Annotated in this window: 17 protein-coding genes; 10 read left to right on the forward strand and 7 right to left on the reverse strand. The window is 68.8% G+C overall.

What is annotated here, in order from left to right; genetic code table 11:
• Window positions 1-6: 6 nt before the first annotated feature.
• Together ACQI5H_RS02465 and ACQI5H_RS02470 are read left to right on the forward strand one after the other, a co-directional pair.
• Complete coding sequence (locus ACQI5H_RS02465) at window positions 7-783, forward strand: SDR family NAD(P)-dependent oxidoreductase (protein ID WP_427077833.1); 777 nt, start codon at window positions 7-9, stop codon at window positions 781-783.
• Window positions 780-1,994: a zinc-dependent alcohol dehydrogenase gene (locus tag ACQI5H_RS02470; protein WP_427077834.1), complete on the forward strand. Its 1,215-nt coding sequence runs from the start codon at window positions 780-782 to the stop codon at window positions 1,992-1,994. Before ACQI5H_RS02465 ends, ACQI5H_RS02470 begins: the two co-directional genes overlap by 4 nt.
• Here the strand turns inward: ACQI5H_RS02470 and ACQI5H_RS02475 are convergent.
• Together ACQI5H_RS02475 and ACQI5H_RS02480 are read right to left on the reverse strand one after the other, a co-directional pair.
• On the reverse strand, window positions 1,991-3,025 hold the full coding sequence (locus ACQI5H_RS02475) for a dihydrodipicolinate reductase (RefSeq protein WP_427077835.1): 1,035 nt from the start codon (window positions 3,023-3,025) through the stop codon (window positions 1,991-1,993). The genes ACQI5H_RS02470 and ACQI5H_RS02475 overlap by 4 nt on opposite strands.
• Before the next feature lie 24 nt (window positions 3,026-3,049).
• Window positions 3,050-3,685 carry a class I SAM-dependent methyltransferase gene (locus tag ACQI5H_RS02480; RefSeq protein WP_427077836.1) on the reverse strand — a complete coding sequence of 212 codons (636 nt, stop codon included), beginning with the start codon at window positions 3,683-3,685 and terminating at the stop codon, window positions 3,050-3,052.
• Window positions 3,686-3,759: 74 nt separating this feature from the next.
• Here ACQI5H_RS02480 and ACQI5H_RS02485 point away from each other — a divergent pair, with 74 nt between their 5' ends.
• A complete protein-coding gene (locus tag ACQI5H_RS02485) occupies window positions 3,760-4,626 on the forward strand; it encodes a helix-turn-helix transcriptional regulator (protein WP_427077837.1) in 867 nt (288 codons plus the stop codon).
• Here ACQI5H_RS02485 and ACQI5H_RS02490 read toward each other — a convergent pair.
• Genes ACQI5H_RS02490 through ACQI5H_RS02500 form a run of 3 tightly spaced genes read right to left on the reverse strand, consistent with a single transcriptional unit; the run spans window position 4,599 to window position 7,107 of the window.
• Window positions 4,599-5,477, reverse strand: a complete 879-nt coding sequence (locus ACQI5H_RS02490) for an MBL fold metallo-hydrolase (protein ID WP_427077838.1) — start codon at window positions 5,475-5,477, stop codon at window positions 4,599-4,601. The two genes, ACQI5H_RS02485 and ACQI5H_RS02490, sit on opposite strands and share 28 nt — an antisense overlap.
• Window positions 5,477-6,130: an L-fuculose-phosphate aldolase gene (locus tag ACQI5H_RS02495; RefSeq protein WP_427077839.1), complete on the reverse strand. Its 654-nt coding sequence runs from the start codon at window positions 6,128-6,130 to the stop codon at window positions 5,477-5,479. The genes ACQI5H_RS02490 and ACQI5H_RS02495 overlap by 1 nt, the downstream gene beginning before the upstream one ends.
• The gene (locus ACQI5H_RS02500) at window positions 6,127-7,107 is read right to left on the reverse strand and encodes an NAD(P)-dependent oxidoreductase (RefSeq protein WP_427077840.1); all 981 of its coding nucleotides are present in this window, start codon (window positions 7,105-7,107) and stop codon (window positions 6,127-6,129) included. Before ACQI5H_RS02500 ends, ACQI5H_RS02495 begins: the two co-directional genes overlap by 4 nt.
• 30 nt (window positions 7,108-7,137) lie before the next feature.
• Between ACQI5H_RS02500 and ACQI5H_RS02505 the strand changes: the two genes are divergently transcribed.
• Together ACQI5H_RS02505 and ACQI5H_RS02510 are read left to right on the forward strand one after the other, a co-directional pair.
• Window positions 7,138-8,508, forward strand: a complete 1,371-nt coding sequence (locus tag ACQI5H_RS02505; protein ID WP_427077841.1) for a xylulokinase — start codon at window positions 7,138-7,140, stop codon at window positions 8,506-8,508.
• A 9-nt stretch (window positions 8,509-8,517) separates the two neighbouring features.
• Window positions 8,518-9,183 (forward strand): GNAT family N-acetyltransferase, encoded by a 666-nt coding sequence (locus ACQI5H_RS02510; RefSeq protein WP_427077842.1) that lies wholly within the window; start codon window positions 8,518-8,520, stop codon window positions 9,181-9,183.
• A 16-nt stretch (window positions 9,184-9,199) separates the two neighbouring features.
• On the opposite strand, the gene ACQI5H_RS02515 is transcribed toward ACQI5H_RS02510, so the two are convergent.
• Window positions 9,200-10,120: a class I SAM-dependent methyltransferase gene (locus ACQI5H_RS02515; protein ID WP_427077843.1), complete on the reverse strand. Its 921-nt coding sequence runs from the start codon at window positions 10,118-10,120 to the stop codon at window positions 9,200-9,202.
• Window positions 10,121-10,127: 7 nt separating this feature from the next.
• Window positions 10,128-11,039 (reverse strand): class I SAM-dependent methyltransferase, encoded by a 912-nt coding sequence (locus ACQI5H_RS02520; RefSeq protein WP_427077844.1) that lies wholly within the window; start codon window positions 11,037-11,039, stop codon window positions 10,128-10,130.
• Window positions 11,040-11,261: 222 nt separating this feature from the next.
• On the opposite strand from ACQI5H_RS02520, the gene secY reads away from it, so the two are divergent.
• The 5 genes from secY to ACQI5H_RS02545 all read left to right on the forward strand — a co-directional run bounded on the left by secY (window position 11,262) and on the right by ACQI5H_RS02545 (window position 15,381).
• Window positions 11,262-12,587 (forward strand): preprotein translocase subunit SecY, encoded by a 1,326-nt coding sequence (gene secY / locus ACQI5H_RS02525; protein WP_076126277.1) that lies wholly within the window; start codon window positions 11,262-11,264, stop codon window positions 12,585-12,587.
• Complete coding sequence (locus ACQI5H_RS02530; protein ID WP_427077845.1) at window positions 12,584-13,129, forward strand: adenylate kinase; 546 nt, start codon at window positions 12,584-12,586, stop codon at window positions 13,127-13,129. The genes secY and ACQI5H_RS02530 overlap by 4 nt, the downstream gene beginning before the upstream one ends.
• 2 nt (window positions 13,130-13,131) lie before the next feature.
• Entirely contained in the window at window positions 13,132-13,935 is an 804-nt protein-coding gene (map, locus tag ACQI5H_RS02535) for a type I methionyl aminopeptidase (RefSeq protein WP_427077846.1), read from the forward strand.
• A 63-nt stretch (window positions 13,936-13,998) separates the two neighbouring features.
• The gene (locus tag ACQI5H_RS02540; protein WP_076061581.1) at window positions 13,999-14,544 is read left to right on the forward strand and encodes a sigma-70 family RNA polymerase sigma factor; all 546 of its coding nucleotides are present in this window, start codon (window positions 13,999-14,001) and stop codon (window positions 14,542-14,544) included.
• 78 nt (window positions 14,545-14,622) lie between these two features.
• Window positions 14,623-15,381 (forward strand): anti-sigma factor family protein, encoded by a 759-nt coding sequence (locus tag ACQI5H_RS02545; RefSeq protein ID WP_427077987.1) that lies wholly within the window; start codon window positions 14,623-14,625, stop codon window positions 15,379-15,381.
• Window positions 15,382-15,424 lie beyond the last annotated feature (43 nt).

Raw genomic sequence — 15,424 nt, forward strand, 5'->3', positions numbered from 1 at the left:
TGACTGATGGCATACGCGGCAGCGGGCAAACGGGTGCTCATCACCGGCGCGTCGTCGGGTCTGGGGGCGGCCCTGGCGCGACAACTCGCCGCCCGCGAAGCGGTGGTGGGACTGATCGCCCGCCGGCGCGCTCGCCTCGACGAGGTGCTGGCCGACTGCCGGGGGAGCGCGCCGGAATCGGCGATGTGGGTGGCCGACCTGGCCGACACCGCGGCCCTGCGCGACCTGGCGCTGCGTGCGTGGGACGTCCTCGGCGGCATCGACGTGCTGATCAACAATGCCGCGATGCCGAAACGCCGGCCCGTCACCGAGCTGGATCCCGACGAGGTGGAGAGCGTCATGCGGGTCAACTTCTTCGCGCCGATGCGCCTGACGCTGGCGCTGCTGCCGCGGATGCTGGCGCGCGGGTCGGGCCTGATCGTCAACGTGTCCAGCGTCGGCGGGCGGCTCGGCATCATCCACGAAACCGCCTATTGTGCAAGCAAATTCGCGTTGTGCGGCTGGAGCGAGGCGATGGCCGTGGACCTTCACGGCAGTGGGGTCTTGGTGAAGCTTATCGAGCCCGGCCCGGTCGACACCGAGATCTGGAATCACCCGGGCAGCGAGGAGCCGCTCTACCAGGGCCCGAAGGTGGCCGCCGACGTGGTGGCCGAGGGGATCATCGACGCCCTGGGCAGCGACACCTTCGAGCACTACGTGCCGGACATGAAGGCCGTCGTGGACGCCAAGAACGCCGACCTCGATGCGTTCATTGCGGGCACGGCCGCGATGGCGCCGCGGTGAAGGCGCTCGTCTATGGCGTCCCGCCGGAGCCGTCGCCGGGACCCGACGACGCACTGACCCACAGCCCGGTCGCACTGCGGCAGTTGGCGGATCCGCAACTGCCGCATCAGGATTGGGTGATCACCCGCCCCCGCCTGACCGGCATCTGCGGCTCGGACTCCAAGCAGATCCTGATGGACTTCGGCGAGGACGACGTCGACAACGCGATGGCCGCGTTCTGTTCCTTCCCGCAAGTCATGGGCCACGAGGTGGTCGCCGACGTGGTCGCCGTGGGGCCCCAGGCGCGCGGGCTGGAGATCGGGCAGCGGGTCGTGCTGAACCCGTGGCTGTCCTGCGGGCCGCGCGGCATCGAACCGCCCTGCCCCGCTTGCGAAAGCGGCGACTACAGCCTGTGCTGGAGCTTCACCGACGGCGACATCAAGCCCGGCATCCACACCGGGGTGTCCGCCGATGTCACCGGTGGATACGCCGAGCTGATGCCCGCCCACGACAGCATGCTGTTCGGCGTTCCCGACTCGATTCCCGACGAGCTGGCCGTGTTCGCCGACCCGTTTTCGGTGTCCCTGCACGCGATCACCCGCCACCCGCCGCCCCGCTCGGGCCGGGCGCTCGTGTACGGCGCCGGTTCGCTGGGGCTGTGCGCGGTCGCGATCCTGCGGGCGCTGTATCCCGAGGTGGCAGTCGCCGTGGTGGCGCGCTTCGATGCCCAGGCGGAGTTGGCCCGACGGTTCGGGGCTGCCAAAGTGCTGGCGCACGAACCGCGTCTGGCCGTCATCGAAGAGCTCGTGGCGTGGGGCGGTGGCCGGCTGCGTCAACCGCTGCAGGGTCTGCCCATGGCCTACCCGGGACCGATCGACGTCGTGTACGACACCGTCGGCAAGCCCGAGACGTTCGAGGTCGGGGTGCGGGTCCTGTGCTCCCGGGGGACATTGGTGAAGGCCGGCGTGCACGCGCCCGGCCGGTGGGAGTGGAGTCCGTTGTATTTCAAGGAGATCAGCTGGGTCGGGTCGAACGCGTTCGGGATCGAGGAGGTCGAAGGGCGGCGTCAGCACGCGATCGCCCACTACCTCGACCTGGTCCGCGCCGGCCGGGTGGACCTGGGGCCCATGCTGACCCACACCTTCCGGCTCGAGCAGTGGCGCGACGCCTTCCTCGCGATCGCCAACCAGGGCGAGAGCGGCGCCGTCAAGGTCGCGTTCGACCAGCGCTAGACCAGCGCTCCCGGGGATCCGGTGATGGGCAAGTCGATTGGGGTGATGACGCCCGGTCGTGCGTCGCACAAGAATGGGATGGCGTTGACGGCCGCGACGGCGGTGCTGTCCATCAACACGGTCATCACGTCCTCGCCGGGCTTGCCGAACCGGATCGTCGCGTCGACGTATGGCTCGCCCTCGATTACGACGCTAAAACCCTTGGGGTCGGTCCATTTCGGCTCGAGCGCGTCGTCGCTCATGGTCCAGCAGATGGCCAGCTCGACCACCGGGCGACCGCCGCGATAGCCGCGATAGGTGCGCCGTTGGCCCCCGGCGGTGCCTGCGGCGTAGTCCACCCAGCCCAGATTCAGATCGCGGGTGAGCACCGCGGGCTCGACGAACGCCTCCTTGGCGTCGAGTTCCGTACCCAGCATGGTGGCGATCATGTCCAGCGTCTCGAAGTAGCCGAGGCCATAGCGTTGCGTCGCCGGGTCGAGGTGAGTCACCGGCTCGCGGGGCGGTTTGCCGAATCCGAGTACTTTCCACACGTCTGGTACGGGATACGTGGTGCAGTCCAGGGTTTCGACGAGCTTGACGCTGCGCACCCGCGCACACGCGCCGGTGAGGAAGCCGGCGACGACGTTGATGAAGCCCGGCTCGAATCCCGTGCCCAGGAAGGTCGCACCGCCGTGGCGCGCCGCCTCCTCGAGCGCCGGGAGTTCGACGGGGTGATGGGTGCCGGTCACGAAGTCTCCGGTGGTGACCACGTTGATGCCGCGGCGCAGCATCCGTTCCACCAGTTCGTAGTCGATGGCGCGCGGCATGTAGTTCACGCAGTCGGGCGCGAGGTCGAGCAACGCGTCGACATCGTTCGTCGCGGTGACTCCCGTCGGGGGCCGGTCCGCGAGTACCCCCGCATCGCGCCCCACTTTGTCCGCGCCCAAGGCGTGGACGCCCACCACGTCGAAGTCGTCGCGGTCGAGCAGGATGCCGAGCGCTCGCTTTCCGATGTTGCCGGTTGACCACTGAACCACTCGGTAGGGCGCCATGCTTGACGAGCGTAACGGGCACCCTCAGGGGCGGGTCGCGCGATAGTACGTGAGCCGTCCGACCACGCGTTGCCGATGCGTGGCGACCTCGGTGCAGTCGAAACCGGCTCCGCGCAACAGGCGCGGAATCGCGTCGCCGAGATTGCCGGCCGCGTGCGGGCTGCGCCTGATGAGCCGCGCCATCAGGCCGTGGTCGGTGGCCGCGTCGCCGCCGATATCGACCAGGTGCAGCCTGCCGCCGGGGCGCAGTACCCGGAAGATCTCCTCCGCCGCAGCGGTTTTCGCGTCGTCACTCACATGGTGCAGCATCATCGACGACAGCACCCGGTCGAATTCGCCGTCGGCGTACGGCAGCCGCTCGGCGTAGCCCCGCTCGAAGCGGATCCCGTCCGTCTTTCTCCGCGCCCGGTCGAGCGCCCGCGGGTCGGGGTCGCACCCGACCGCGTCCAACTGGGGGTAGCCGCGTTTGGCCCGAATGATGAGATTGCCGGTGCCGCAGCCGATTTCCAGCACACGACGGCAGTCGGCGAGCTCGGCCTGTGCGATGACGGCCTCGTGGACCCTTTTCATGCCCAGCAGGCGTGAGATCAGGTCGTAGCAGGGCAGCAGCGCGTCGTGGCCGGCGGCGGGCAGGTAATCATGTGGATGATGTTTCGTCACGGAATCCATGGTGAACCGGTGGACTGACCGAGAATTGGGTGATCATCGGTGAAAGTAGGACTATCTTTGGCGGCATGACACGGCCAGCTCGGATGGTTCGGCAGCGCGCTGGCGTGCCGATCTATGCGTACCGCACCGATCCGGACACGCCGCCGGTGTCGGTGGTGCGGTCGGGGCCCGAGGATTTCGTCGAGCGCGGTCGCCACATTCACGACTTTCCGGCGCTTTGGTACCTCCCCGCGGCCGGTCTGGTCCATGTGGCGGCTGCGGGACGGGTGCTCGAACCCGGGCGGCTGGAGCTTCGCGACGCCGGGGTCGCCGTGTTCTTCGACCCCGCCGCGCTCGGGGAGGACGCGCGATCGCCCTGGCCGGCGTGGCGGGCGCACCCGCTACTGTTCCCGTTCCTGCACGGCCAGGTCGGCGGGATATTGCGCCTGGAGCTGCCCCAGGCCCGGCGATCGGCGTGGGACGCGGCGATCAGTTCGATCGAAGCGGAACTGGCCGGACGGCAGGGCGGCTATCGGCAGGCAGCGCTGGCACATCTGACCCTGTTGCTGATCGACCTCGCGCGGCTGGCCGGGCCCGTGGTGGCCGAGCTGCGGCGCAGCGGCGTACCGCTGCTGGCCGAGGTTTTCGACGTGATCGACCGGCGTCATGCCGAGGCGTTGTCGCTGCGCGACGTCGCCGGCGAACTCGGCATGACCCCGGGACACCTGACCACCGTGGTGCGCCGCCGCACCGGACGCACCGTCGGGGAGTGGATCACCGAACGCCGCATGGCCACGGCTCGCGTGTTGCTCGCGGAAACCGACCTGCCGGTCGCGGAGGTTGCCAGAAGGGTCGGCGTGCCCGATCCCGGCTACTTCAGCCGGCTATTCGGCCGGGCGCACGGCGCCTCGCCCCGCGAATGGCGTCACAGCGATTCGATGTCCAGCCAGTAGTCGACGTCGAAGCGATCGTCGACGGCGCGGATCGTCGCACCACCGCGGCCGGCATAGTGCGCGGGTATCACGGCGGCGTTCGCGCGGGCGGCCTCGGTGAATATCCGGCGGCGAGTGACCGCGGCGGCCGGGGCGTCCACGTCGAAGGCGCAGGCGTCGTCGGGTCGGCGCAGCTGCAGCGGGCTGTGCGTGAGGTCGCCGACGAAAACCGCGGTCCGACCGGCATCCAGCCAGAGCACCGACGAACCCGGCGTGTGGCCGGGCGCGGGCCGCAGCCGTAGCGACTCGCTGATCCGATAGTCATCCGACCATTGCACGATCTGCCCACCGATGGGCACGACGCTGTCGGCGAAGACGAGTTGATTGCCGGGCTCCTGGCCCGCGGGTCCATCCGGCGAGAAGTGGTGGTAATCGGCGGCCGGTACCAGGTATCGGGCGTTGGGAAAGGTCGGCACCCAGGTGTCGTTCTCGCGCATGGTGTTCCAGCCGACGTGGTCGGAATGGATATGGGTGTTGACCACGACGTCCACCGCGTTGCGGTCGATGCCCGCCGCCTGAAGCGCCGCCCGGAACCCGGTGTTCAGGTGGTCCAGGAAGGGCATGTGCGGGCGCTCGCGGTCGTTGCCCACGCCGGTGTCCACGACGACGGTCAGCCCGTCAACCTCGATGACCCAGCTCTGGACCGCGGCGTGCCACTGATCGGCGTCGGGATCGAAGAAGTCCGGCACCAACAGGTCCGCGTTGTCCCGCCACCCCGACGGTGGAGTCCCGGGGAAGAAACGGGTCCCCAAGTTGAGCGGAAGCTCCAGCACCCGCGCCACGCTCGCGCGGCCGAACCGGACCCGGCCCATCAGGCGTTGGCGCGCAGATAGCCGTAGACCATCCCAAAGTTGCGGTTCACGTCCTCGGGGATATCCACCGGCCCTCCGAGAGCCCTTGCGCCCCAGACGATTTGCGCGGTGCGCTCGACGAGCGCGGTGATGTGCATGACCTTGTCGGGGCGCGGCCCCACGGCCACCAGGCCGTGGTTGGCGATCAGTGCCGCGCCCCGCCCCTCGAGCGCCTTGACCGCATTGAGCCCCACCTCCGGTGTGCCGGAGGCCGCGTATTCGCTGCACCGAATGTCGCCGCCGCAATAGACCGCGAACTCGTCGATGCAGGCGGGAATCGGCTCGTGCGCGATGGCGAACATGGTCGCCCAGACGGGATGGCTGTGAATGACGCTGCCGATGTCGTCGAAGGCCTGGTAACAGGCCAGGTGCAGCTTCATCTCCGACGACGGCGCCCGGCCCTCCGCGGCGTTCAGCACAGCGCCGTCGGGATCGACGAGCACCAGGTCGTCGAGTTGCATGTCCTGGTAGTCGACGGACGACGGCGTGATGACGATGTTGCCGTCGGAGCGCCGGGCCGAGATGTTGCCGGCGGTTCCCTCGACCAGGCCCCGGCGCAGCATGTCCTTGGCGGCGTCCAGCACCGCGGTTTCCGGGTTGTCAACGAACTTCATGAGGCCAGCACCTCCGGGTTGACGATATTGGCGGGTGTCTTGCCGGACAACAGCGCTTCCAGGTCGTCGGCAACCATCTGCGCCTGCCGAGCCTCAGTGTTCCACGTGGCGCCCCCGATGTGCGGGGTCAAGACGACGTTGGGCATGCCCACCAGCGGGTGATCGGTCGGCAGCCATTCGCCGACGAAGTGATCCAGGCCGGCGGCGACCACCTTGCCGGCGCGCAGGGCGTCGACGAGCGCGTCGGTGTCGTGTAGCTGAGCCCGCGCGGTGTTGAGGAAGACCACGCCGTCGCGCATCGCAGCGAACTGCTCGGCGCCGATCATCCCGGCCGTGTCGTCGGTGACCGGCGCATGCAGCGAGACGACGTCGGACTCACCCAGCAGTTCGTCGAGGCCATGGCGGGCTTCGTCGTTGTACGGGTCGTAGGCGATGACGCGCATGCCCAGTCCCTCCAGCCGCCAGCGGAGCGCGCGGCCGACGGCGCCGAGGCCCACCAGCCCGGCGGTGAGCCCGGCGATCTCCCAGCCGCGGAACCGCTGATACGGGATCATGCCGTCGCGAAACATGTTGCCGCCGCGGACATCCGCGTCGGCCGTCAGCAGGTGGCGGGTGGCGGCCAGCAGCAGCGCCAGCGTCATCTCGGCGACCGCGTCGGCGTTGCGGGCCGGGGTGTTCAGCACCGGTATCCCGGCGGCGGTGGCGCCGGCGACATCGACGTTGTTGGGGTCGCCGCGGGTGGACGCGACCGCGCGCAAATCCAAGTCGAACACCGGGCCGTGGACCGAGTCGCTTTCCACCACAACCACATCGGCCGCCTCGGCGGTGATCCGCTCGGCCAGCTGCTCCGGGCCATAGATGCGCAGCGGGCTCTGGTCGATCCACGGGTCGTACACCACGTCGGCCAGCTCCTGCAGCTTGGCGAACCCCGGTCCACGCAGCGGGGCGGTCACCAAGGCGCGCGGTCTTGACGTCACGAACCCCAATGCTGGCGTACGGTGACGCCCGTGTCACGTGAAGGCCTGACAATCGGCGTCGACGTGGGCAGCACCGCGGTCAAGGCGGTGGCCGCGGACGCCGACGGCCGGGTGGCGGCCCGGGTGCGGATTCCGCACGCCTTGCGGGTGCCGGCGCCCAACCGGCTGGAACACGACGCCGACGGGGCCTGGCGCCGGGGCCCGCTGGCTGCCCTTGCGCAGCTGGACCGCCCGGATGCGAGGGCGGTGGCCGTCGCGGCGATGGTCCCCTCGCTGACCGCCGTCGACGCCGCGGGCACGCCGCTGACACCGGGACTGCTGTACGGCGACGAGAGGGGCCGGTTGCCGGGCGCCGACCAGCAGCCGCTGCCGGCGCTGGGCGAGGCCGCCGAGTTCCTGCGCTGGACGGCCGCCGAGGCCCCCGGCGCGGCCGGATACTGGCCGGCGCCGGCGGTGGCCAACCACGCCCTGGCGGGCGAAGCGCTGATCGACGTCGCCACGGCGGCCACCGCCTTCCCGCTGTTCGACGGGACGGGCTGGGACCCGGCGGCATGCGCCGACCGCGGCGCGACCGTCGAGCAGATGCCCCGGGTGGAGACGATCGGGACGGCCGCCGGGCAGCTCCCCGGGACGGACGCCGTATTGGCGATCGGCGCCATCGACGCGCTGTGTGAACAGATCGTCGCCGGCGCCGACCGTGACGGCGACGTCCTCGTGCTGTGTGGCACCACCCTGATCGTGTGGAACACGATCCCCGAGTCACGGCAGGTGCCCGGCCTGTGGACCATCCCGCACACCGCCCCCGGCTTGAGCAAGATCGGCGGCGCCAGCAATGCCGGTGGGCTGTTCCTCGGCTGGGTCGATCGCCTCCTCGGGCCGGGTGACCCCGAGTCGGTCGACCCGCGCCGGGTGCCGGTGTGGTCGCCGTACATTCGCGGGGAGCGCACGCCGTTCCACGACCCGGACCGGCGCGCCGTGCTCGACGCCCTGGACCTCACCCACGACGCCGCCTCGCTGCGCCGGGCCGCATACGAGGCGTCGGGCTTCGTCGTTCGTCAGCTCATCGAGCTCAGCGGCGCGTCGGTATCGCGCATCGTCGCCACCGGCGGTGGTACCCGGCTACAGCCCTGGATGCAAGCCATCGCCGACGCTACCGGCCGGCCGGTCGAGGTGTCCGCGGTCGCCGAGGGCGCGGCGCTGGGGGCGGCTTTCCTCGCCCGCATCGCGGCCGGCCTGGAGACGACGATCGACGACGCGGCCCGCTGGGCCGCCACCGACCGCGTCGTCGATCCCGACCCCGCCTGGGTGGGGGCGGTCGAGGACCGGTATCGCCGGTTCCTGGAGCTGGGGAATCGGCGATCTGAAGCGATACCCCCGGCGATACCACCGGGCGCGTTCTAGGCTGGTGCAATGACCGACCACGACCGCAAAGCCGCCCGCCGCGAGATCGCCGACGCCCTGTTGAACGCCCTCGAACGCAGGCATGAAATCGCCGACGTCGTGGTCGAGTCCGAGGACAAGGCGGCCGCGGTCGAGGCGATCGTCAAATTGCTCGACACGTCGCACGTGGCCGCCGAAGCGGTGATGGGCATGTCGTTCGATCAACTCACCATCAACTCGCGCAGGCAGATCCTCGCCGAACTCGAGGACCTGAACAAACAGCTGAGCTTCACGGTGGGCGAGCGGCCGGCCAGCTCGGGCGAGACCCTGCAGCTGCGGCCCTTTTCCGCCAAGCACGACCGCGACATCTTCGCCACCCGCACCGAGGACGTCGGCGCCGCCGGCGACGGCTCCGGCGGACCGGCGGGCAACCTCGACGACGAGATCCACGCGGCGCTGCAACGTGTCGACGACGAAGAGGCGGCGTGGTTCGTGGCCGTCGATTCGGGGCACAAGGTCGGCATGGTGTTCGGCGAGCTGGTCAACGGCGAGGTGAATGTGCGGATCTGGATTCACCCCGATCACCGGAAGAAGGGTTACGGCACCGCCGCGCTGCGCAAGTCGCGCTCGGAGATGGCGTGGTGTTTCCCCGCCGTGCCGCTGGTGGTCCGGACCCCGGCCGCCAAACCGGGCTAAGTCGGCCTAAGTCAGGCTAAGTCAGCACCGCCGACACATAGCGGATATCGCCAAACGCGACCATGGACGGTTGGTCCGGGAATTCAAAACCGTTGGCGGCGTAGAGGTCCTGCGTGCTGTGCACCGTCGCCCGCCACCCGCGGTCGCCCAGGTAGGCGACGACGTCGTTGCGCTCGCCGGGGTAGACCAAGTCGGCCCAGTTGAGGTCCAATCCGAGGCGCCGCCAGCGCTCGCTGATCTCGTGGCCCCGCTTTTCGATGCGTTCGCGGATGTTCGGCACGTAGCCGGTGCCCAGCCTGCTGCCCGCGGCGCTCAGCGCCGTGATGTTGTCGAACAGGCGGTCCTGCGCGTCGGGCGGCAGGTACCCCAGCAAGCCTTCGGCGATCCAGGCCGCGGGCCGCGTGGTGTCAAATCCGCTGTCGCGCAACGCCGCCGGCCAGTCGTCGCGCAGGTCGATCCCGACGGCTCTGCGGTCGGCGGTCGGGGCCGCGCCGAGGTCGGCCAGCGTGCGGGTCTTGAACTCGATCACCTTGGGCTGGTCGATCTCGTAGAGCACGGTGCCGGACGGCCACGGCAGCCGGTAGGCGCGGGTGTCGAGGCCGGAGGCCAGGATGACGGCCTGGCGTATGCCGGCCTCGGCGGCCTCGATGAAGAAGGAGTCGAAGAACCGGGTGCGAACGGCCATTCCCTCACCGAGTCGCCGCGGGGTGAAGGCCGGATCGTCCTCGGCGACTTCGATTTCCCCGTTCATCATCCGGATGAAGGCGTCCACACCCACCGCGTTCACCAGAGGCTCGGCGAAGGGATCGTCGATGAGCGGGTTCGGCCCCTTGGACGCCATCGCCCGCCGGGCTGCCACCGCGGTGGCGGTGGCTCCGACGCTGGACGCCAAATCCCAACTGTCGCCGTCGAATCGCTTGGTGTCGCTCTGTGTCATGGGCGTCCTAACCGAGTGTTGCGGTGACGCAGGTGATGTTGCGCATCTGCGCCAGCTCGTCGTCGTCCGGGAAGACTCGGCCGTAATCGGCGAACATCTCCCGGCGTGGCCGCGAGTGCACCTGCCAGCCCCGACCGCTCAGGTAGTCGATGACATTGCTGCGCTCACCGTCGAAGAACAGTCCGGACAGGTCGATGTCGCAGCCCAAATTGGCCCAGCGCTGGTTGAATTCGGCCGCGCGGTCGGACATCGCGACGCCGGAGTCGGGATGGTATTCGGTGGCCAGCTTGCTTCCCGGCGCGGACAGCGAGGTGATGTTGTCGAAGAGCCGGTCCTGGGCTTCGGGCGGCAGGTACATCAGCAGGCCCTCGGCGCTCCAGGAAGTCGGCTGCGTGACGTCAAACCCGCTGGCGCGCAACGCCTCCGGCCAGTCTTCCCGCAGGTCGATGCCGACGGTTCGCCGGTCCGCTGCCGGCGCGGCGCCCAGGGCCGCCATCGTGGCGCTCTTGAACTCGATGACCTGGGGCTGATCGACCTCGTAGACCACGCTGCCCAGCGGCCAGGACAGCCGGTAGGCGCGGGCGTCCAGGCCGGCGGCCAGGATCACCGATTGGCGAACCCCGTCGCGGGCCGCATTCAGGAAGAAATCGTCGAAGAAGCGGGTGCGCACCGCGATCGAATCGGTCTCCAGCGCCAGGTCCCGTTCGCCGCCGTCCGGCTTTTCGGTCGAGACGATCTCGCCGTCGACCAGGCGGCGGAAGAAATCGAGCCCGACCGCGCGCACCAGCGGCGCGGCGAACGGGTCATTGATGATCGGGTCGGTTCCGCCACTGGCCAGCGCCCGCGCCGCGGCGACCATCGTCGCGGTGGCACCCACGCTGGAGGCCAGGTCCCAGCTGTCTTGATCGGTCCGTGTCATCGCGCTCCCCACTTATTTAGCAAATGCAACGAGCCATCAGAACTCTACGCCTCGCCGCTGTCGGCTTGCTGTGCTCTCAACGGCCCTTGACAGGTCCTACGCAAATCAGCTGTTAGTCTCGTACACGATTTGACGCGCTGGAGATATAGGGCGGCCGTACGTCCTGGCCTGCGGGTGTTGGGCGCGTGACGGAGGACCACCCACGGCTGCGCAGGAGGAAGAGTGCTTTCGGCTTTCATCTCATCGCTGCGGACAGTCGACCTGAGACGGAAGATTCTCTTCACGCTTGGCATCGTCGTCCTGTATCGGCTCGGTGCCGCGCTGCCGTCGCCCGGCGTCAACTTCCCGAACGTGCAGCAGTGCATCAAAGAGGCCAGCGGCGGCGAAGCGGGCCAGATCTACTCGCTGATCAACCTGTTCTCCGGCGGCGCGCTGCTGAAACTCACCGTGTTCGCGGTGGGGGTGATGCCGTACATCACTGCCAGCATCATCGTGCAGCTGCTCACCGTGGTCATCCCGCGGTTCGAGGAGTTGCGCAAGGAAGGCCAGTCCGGCCAGGCCAAGATGACTCAGTACACCCGGTATCTGGCCATTGCGCTGGCCGTCCTGCAGGCCACCAGCATCGTGGCCCTGGCGGCCAACGGCGGGCTACTGCAGGGCTGCTCGCTGGACATCATCGCCGATCAGAGCATTTTCACCCTGGTCGTCATCGTGCTGGTGATGACGGGCGGCGCGGCGCTGGTGATGTGGATGGGCGAGCTGATCACCGAACGCGGCATCGGCAACGGCATGTCCCTGCTGATCTTCGTCGGTATCGCCGCGCGCATCCCGTCCGAAGGCAAAACCATCCTGGACAGCCGCGGCGGGGTCATCTTCGCCGCCGTGTGCGTGGCCGCGCTGATCATCATCGTCGGCGTGGTGTTCGTCGAGCAGGGCCAGCGCCGCATCCCGGTGCAATACGCAAAGCGCATGGTGGGGCGGCGCATGTACGGCGGAACGTCGACCTATCTGCCGCTCAAGGTCAACCAGGCCGGCGTTATTCCGGTCATCTTCGCGTCGTCGCTCATCTACATACCGCACCTGATCACCCAGCTGATCCGGAGCGGCAGTGGCGGCATGGGCAACAGCTGGTGGGACAAGTTCGTCGGCAGCTACCTGTCCGATCCGAGCGATCCGGTCTACATCGGCATCTATTTCGGGCTGATCATCTTCTTCACGTACTTCTACGTCTCCGTCACCTTCAATCCCGACGAGCGCGCCGACGAGATGAAGAAATTCGGCGGCTTCATTCCGGGCATCCGGCCGGGCAAGCCGACCGCTGACTACCTGCGTTATGTGCTGAGCCGGATCACCCTGCCCGGCTCGATCTACCTGGGCGCGATCTCGGTGCTGCCGAACCTGTTCCTGCAGATCGGCAATGGCGGAGCGGTCCAGAACTTGCCCTTCGGCGGTACAGCGGTTCTGATCATGATTGGCGTCGGTTTGGATACGGTCAAACAAATCGAGAGTCAACTCATGCAGCGCAACTACGAAGGGTTCCTCAAGTGAGAGTCGTTTTGCTGGGACCGCCGGGGGCGGGCAAGGGGACGCAGGCAGGACGGCTCGCCGAGAAGCTCGGGATCCCGCAAATCTCCACCGGCGAGTTGTTTCGCCGCAACATCGAGGACGGCACCAAACTCGGCCTGGAGGCCAAGCGCTACCTGGACGCCGGCGACCTGGTGCCCTCCGACCTGACGAACCAGCTCGTCGACGACCGGCTCAGCGATGCGGACGCGGTAAACGGTTTCATCCTGGACGGGTATCCGCGCTCGCTCGAGCAGGCCAAAGCGCTGCACGAAATGCTCGGACGCCGCGGCACCGACATCGACGCGGTGCTGGAGTTCCGGGTGTCGCAGGAGGAGCTGTTCCAGCGGCTCAAGGGCCGCGGCCGGGCCGACGACACCGACGACGTCATCCTCAACCGGATGAACGTCTACCGCGACGAGACCGCCCCGCTGCTGGAGTACTACAGCGACCAGTTGAAGACCGTCGACGCCGTGGGCTCGATGGACGAGGTGTTCGCCCGCGCGCTGCACGCGCTGGGCAAGTAGCGATGAGCCCGCTGGCACGGCTGCGGGGTCGCAGGGTCGTGCCGCAGCGCAGCGCGGCGGAACTCGACGCGATGGCCGCCGCCGGCGCCGTGGTCGCGGCCGCGCTGGACGCCGTGCGCGCCGCGGCCGTCGCGGGGGCGTCGACCCTGAGCCTGGACCAGATCGCGGAGTCGGTGATCCGCGAAGCCGGCGCGATCCCGTCGTTCCTGGGCTATCACGGGTACCCGGCGTCGATCTGCGCGTCGGTCAACGACCGGGTGGTCCACGGCATCCCGTCCGCCGCGGAAACGCTGGCACCGGGCGACCTGGTATCCATCGACTGCGGTGCGGTCCTGGACGGCTGGCACGGCGACGCGGCGATCACCTTCGGGGTCGGCGCGCTGAATCCGGCCGACGAAGCGCTGTGCGCGGCGACCAGGGAATCGCTGGAAGCCGGCATCGCGGCGATGGTGGCCGGCAACCGGCTGACCGACGTCTCGTTTGCGATCGAGACCGGCACGCATGCCGCCGAGGCCCGCTACGGCCACGCCTTCGGAATCGTGGAGGGGTACGGGGGCCACGGCATCGGCCGGCAGATGCACATGGACCCGTTCCTGCCCAACGAGGGCTCACCGGGTCGGGGCCCCCTGCTGGCCCCCGGTTCGGTGCTGGCCATCGAACCCATGCTGACGCTCGGCACCGGCAAAACCTCCGTGCTGGACGACCAATGGACGGTCACCACCACCGACGGCTCACGTGCGGCACATTGGGAACACACCGTCGCGGTCACGGAGACCGGGCCGCGCATCCTGACGCTCGCGTCCTGACCCCCGACGCTTTAGTGAACTAAATACCTGCTCGACTCGTTCCAGTTGGCAGGAGGTGATCGAGTGGCTCGGGTTGCCGGCACTTGGAGGGCGTCCGGCGCTGCCGAAGCCGCTCTGATGAAGGCGCTCTACGACGAACATGCCGCGGTCCTATGGCGCTATGCGCTGCGCCTGACCGGGGACCCGAGCCAATCGGAAGACGTGGTCCAAGAGACATTGTTACGGGCGTGGCAACATCCCGAAGTCATCGGCGACACCGACAGGTCGGCGCGGGCGTGGCTGTTCACCGTGGCCCGCAACATGATCATCGACGACCGGCGCAGCGCGCGGTACCGCAACGTTGTCGGTTCGCTGGACGAGGCGGGCGCGCCCGAGCAATCCACGCCCGACGAGGTGAACGCGGCGCTCGATCGGCTGCTGATCGCCGACGCCATGGTGCAACTATCCGCGGAGCACCGGGCCGTCATCGAGCGCTCCTACTACCGCGGATGGACCACCGCGCAGATTGCTGCGGATCTCGAGATCGCGGAAGGAACAGTGAAGTCGCGACTACACTATGCCGTACGGGCATTGCGGCTCACTCTGCAGGAACTTGGAGTTACGCGATGACGGCCCGGGGTTGTGTTCGAGGACCCATCCGGGCGGTCGTCGGCTCCGAATACTTGAGGGTGACGGGAGATGAATGACATGAGGACGCCGCAATGGGGCATCGGCCCGCCCGGTGACAACGAGGTACTTGGCTTGACTATCGAAGACAGCCACCGCTACGCGATGTGGGATGCCGCATACGTGCTCGGGTCGTTGTCTGCCGTCGACCGCCGCGAATTCGAGGCGCACATGGCCGACTGCCCGGCGTGCCGGGAGGCCGTCGCCGAACTCAGCGGCGTGCCCGCCCTGCTCTCGCAACTCGACCATGACGAGGTGGCCGCGATCGGCGAATCCGGCCCCACGCAAGCCGCCCCACCGGAGATGTCGCCCGAGCTGTTGCCGTCGTTGCTGGCGACGGTGCGCTGGCGCCGCCGCCGTAACCGCGTGGCGACCTGGGCGGCCTCGTCCGCCGCGGCCGCCGTGTTGGGGGTCGGGGTGCTGGTCGGCGTGCAGGGGCATTTCTCGACGCCGCCGCAGCAGGTGGCCGCGTCCGCGCAGGACATGTCGCAGGTCGGCACCACCCTGCTGACCTCCACCGTGTCGCTGTCCAGCCAGCACTGGGGGACATTCATCAACCTGAAGTGCGTCTGCCTGGCCCCGGTTTATGCGCACCACGACACGCTCGCGATGGTCGTGGTCGGTCGCGACGGCAGCCAGACCCGGCTGGCGACCTGGGTGGCCGAACCCGGCCACACCGCCACGCCCGCGGGCAGCATCTCGACGCCGATCGACCAGATCGCCGCCGTGCAGGTGGTCGCCGCCGATACCGGGCAGGTCTTGCTGCAGCGCTCGCTGTAAATCTCGCACCCCCGGTGAACTGAAGTTACCCGCCGGTCGTGTT

The sequence above is a fragment of the Mycobacterium heidelbergense genome (assembly GCF_050205645.1).
GTDB lineage: Bacteria > Actinomycetota > Actinomycetes > Mycobacteriales > Mycobacteriaceae > Mycobacterium > Mycobacterium heidelbergense_A.

Excerpts from the sequence above, each read along its gene's own strand:
- ACQI5H_RS02465 (WP_427077833.1), top strand. The coding sequence starts at position 7 with ATGGCATACGCGGCAGCGGGCAAACGGGTGCTCATCACCGGCGCGTCG.
- ACQI5H_RS02475 (WP_427077835.1), bottom strand. The coding sequence starts at position 3,025 with ATGGCGCCCTACCGAGTGGTTCAGTGGTCAACCGGCAACATCGGAAAG.
- ACQI5H_RS02485 (WP_427077837.1), top strand. The coding sequence starts at position 3,760 with ATGACACGGCCAGCTCGGATGGTTCGGCAGCGCGCTGGCGTGCCGATC.
- ACQI5H_RS02490 (WP_427077838.1), bottom strand. The coding sequence starts at position 5,477 with ATGGGCCGGGTCCGGTTCGGCCGCGCGAGCGTGGCGCGGGTGCTGGAG.
- ACQI5H_RS02495 (WP_427077839.1), bottom strand. The coding sequence starts at position 6,130 with ATGAAGTTCGTTGACAACCCGGAAACCGCGGTGCTGGACGCCGCCAAG.
- ACQI5H_RS02510 (WP_427077842.1), top strand. The coding sequence starts at position 8,518 with ATGACCGACCACGACCGCAAAGCCGCCCGCCGCGAGATCGCCGACGCC.
- ACQI5H_RS02515 (WP_427077843.1), bottom strand. The coding sequence starts at position 10,120 with ATGACACAGAGCGACACCAAGCGATTCGACGGCGACAGTTGGGATTTG.
- ACQI5H_RS02520 (WP_427077844.1), bottom strand. The coding sequence starts at position 11,039 with ATGACACGGACCGATCAAGACAGCTGGGACCTGGCCTCCAGCGTGGGT.
- map (WP_427077846.1), top strand. The coding sequence starts at position 13,132 with ATGAGCCCGCTGGCACGGCTGCGGGGTCGCAGGGTCGTGCCGCAGCGC.
- ACQI5H_RS02545 (WP_427077987.1), top strand. The coding sequence starts at position 14,623 with ATGAGGACGCCGCAATGGGGCATCGGCCCGCCCGGTGACAACGAGGTA.